Annotated in this window: 3 protein-coding genes; 1 reads left to right on the forward strand and 2 read right to left on the reverse strand. The window is 60.6% G+C overall.

What is annotated here, in order from left to right; all coding sequences use genetic code 11:
- Positions 1 to 1,048 (reverse strand): ATP-dependent helicase (locus ABHR76_RS09795; protein WP_346977605.1); only part of this gene is annotated, 1,048 nt, incomplete at its 3' end.
- 356 nt (positions 1,049 to 1,404) lie between these two features.
- Positions 1,405 to 2,385, reverse strand: coding sequence for an undecaprenyl-diphosphate phosphatase (locus tag ABHR76_RS09800; protein ID WP_117746102.1), 981 nt, complete (start codon positions 2,383 to 2,385; stop codon positions 1,405 to 1,407).
- A 247-nt stretch (positions 2,386 to 2,632) separates the two neighbouring features.
- Here ABHR76_RS09800 and ABHR76_RS09805 point away from each other — a divergent pair.
- Positions 2,633 to 2,893, forward strand: a 261-nt coding sequence (locus ABHR76_RS09805; RefSeq protein WP_346977606.1) for a universal stress protein, incomplete at its 3' end; no start/stop codon positions are given.

A 2,893-nucleotide genomic window follows, 5' to 3' on the forward strand; every position in this document is an offset into this window, starting at 1 on the left:
CCACGGCGTTGGCGGCGCTCAGGATATGACCCGTGGAGCGGTAGTTCTGCTCTAGCTTGACGGTCTTGCAGTTTTTAAAGTCCTTCTCAAAGTCCAGGATATTGGTGATGTCGGCGCCACGCCAGCTATAAATGGACTGGTCGTCGTCGCCCACGACCATGAGGTTTTGGTACTTGGCGGCCAGCAGGTTGGCGATCTCGTACTGGACGTGGTTGGTGTCCTGATACTCGTCGACGCTAATGTAGCGGAAGCGCTCCTGGTACTTGTCGAGCACCTCGGGGCGGGTGCGCAGCAGCTCGAGCGTGCGCACGAGCAGGTCGTCGAAGTCCATCGCGTTGGCGGCGCGCAGGCGGCGTTCCAGCTCCAGGTAGACCTGCGCGGCCTTTTTGTCATTGGGGCTGTCGGCGGATTTGAGCATGTCCTCGGGGCCGATCATGGCGTTTTTGGCCGAGCTGATCTTGCTGCGGATCATGTTGATGGGGAACTGCTTTTGCTCGATACCGAGCGCCTGCATAATGTCGCGCACCATGCGCTTTGAGTCATCGTCATCGTAGATGGTGAACTGACCGGTGTATCCCAGCAGGTCGGCGTCCTCGCGCAGCATACGCACGCACATGGCATGGAAGGTGCATACCCACATGCCACGGGTGCCGCTGGGAATGAGTGCCGCCAGACGCTCACGCATCTCGGCCGCGGCCTTGTTGGTAAACGTGATGGCAAGGATCTGCCAGGGCTTAACGCCCAGGTCGCCGAGCATATGTGCGATACGGAAGGTCAAGACGCGGGTCTTGCCCGAGCCGGCGCCGGCAAGGACCAGCAGCGGGCCCTCGGTGGTCAGGACCGCCTCGTGCTGAGCGGGATTAAGGCTGTCGATGTCGACGAGCGGCTTGGCGGGCTTGGGCGCCGGCGCGGGAGCGTCGTAGATGTCGAGCGGAACGAGCTCGGGCTCCGGCGCAGCAGGGGCGGTGTATGCATCGAGCGGCACGGGTTCCGGCGCGGGCGGCACAGGTACCGCGACATTCTTTTCCCAGGGCAGGGGCTGGGTCATGGGCGACTCCTCATCTGACGGACGGCGCGCCTGCGGGCAGCGCCATAGTTTGAGCCGTACCAGTATACCGAGCCGCGCGGACACCGACGCAAATCACACCACGACTCCGTCCGCCACCATCGGGCCCGCCCCAGCGGATTTGGCGCAATGGGGTCAGATTTGTCTGCACCAAGCTGGTGCAAAGTAACCTGACCCCATTGCGCCAATCACAGAGCCACCGATGTCACGGTAGCAGCAGCGAGCGGCGGCCAGAGCGAACAAATTGGCATGAAAAGAGGGCGGCATAGACCTTTTGGTCATGCCGCCCTCTTTGAATGACAAGTTGTCGCTCTGGCCGCCGCGCAGCGTCAACCAAGTTACAGGCCGAGCATAGGCTCCAGAACGAAGAAGTATGCGAGCACTACGACGCCCAGGATGATGCGGTAAACACCGAAGCACTTGAAGTCGTGACGGCGGACGAAGCCCATGAGCCACTTGATGGCGATGAGCGAAACCACAAAGGCCACAACGCAGCCCACGCCCAAGATAGCGACCTCGTTGGCGCCGAACGTGCCGCCCTTGATGAAGTATTTGACCAGCTTGAGTGCACTCGCGCCAAACATGACAGGGATGGCCAGGAAGAACGTAAACTTGGACGCCACCGAACGCGTACAGCCCAAAAGCAGGCCGCCGATGATGGTAGAACCGGAGCGAGACGTACCAGGCACCAGCGAAAGCACCTGGAAGCAGCCGATACCCAGCGCAGTCTTCCAGCTCAGGTCCTCGAGCGTGGCGATGGAGCCAAAGTCCAGATTCTCGTCATCGTCCTCATCCTCAGCGGTAGCCGCGGCGGGCGCCGCAAAGTGCGCACCGGCGGGACGTCCACCCGACACCACAGCACGCGAGCCAAACGAACCGGCAACGGCCATTTCCTCGCGCTTGCTCGCGCGCCAGTTCTCGATCACGATAAACAGCACGCCGTACACAATGAGCGCCAGCGCCACGACGGGAGCATTGTAGAAATGCTCCTCCATCCAGTCGTTAAGCGGCAGACCGATCGCCGCGGCGGGAATGCAGCCGAGCACAATCTTGCCCCACAGCACCCAGGTGTCGCGACGGCCCTCCTTGCCCTTGCTGGGCGAGAACGGATTGAGCTCATGGAAGAACAGCACACAGACGGCCAGAATGGCGCCGAGCTGAATCACGACCAGGAACATATTCCAGAACGTCTCGCTCACGTTCATCTTGACGAACTCGTCCACCAAGATCATGTGACCGGTCGACGAAACAGGCAGCCATTCGGTGATGCCCTCGACCAGGCCCATGAAGGCAGATTTTAGAAGCTCGATAATATCCAAAGGGACCCCCTCGTTAGACACCCGCCGATATTGTTCTGCGGACGGTGCGGGCGATGTCCCATTATCAACCGTTCGGGCGCGTCTACGCCTACCCTTACCAAAAAACTCGCCCGTTCACAGAATTGCGAGCGGTCAAACCCAAATCCTTGGGTATAACTGCAACAAGATAAAGTGTCCGGCGGCCAACGCGCCCGCGCCCGCCCGATGCACGAGCCCCGCGCCCGTGCGATAGACCAAGGAGGAAACCATGAACGAGGGCTACACCAAGGTATTTGTTTCACTCGACGGTACTGAGCAGCAGGATTTTGTGCTCGCACGCGCCATCAAGGTCGCCGCGAACAACGGCGCCAAGCTAATCATCGGCCACGTTATCGATTCCACGGCGCTCGAGAGCGCCGGTTCCTATCCGGTCGATCTGGTCAACGGCCTAGAGGAGGCATTTAAGAACTCCATCGCCAAGCAGCTCGAAGAGGCCAAGGCCAATCCCGATATTCCCGAGGTCGAGGTC

The sequence above is a fragment of the Collinsella aerofaciens genome (genome assembly GCF_039752985.1).
In the GTDB taxonomy this organism is placed as follows: Bacteria; Actinomycetota; Coriobacteriia; order Coriobacteriales; family Coriobacteriaceae; genus Collinsella; species Collinsella aerofaciens_BT.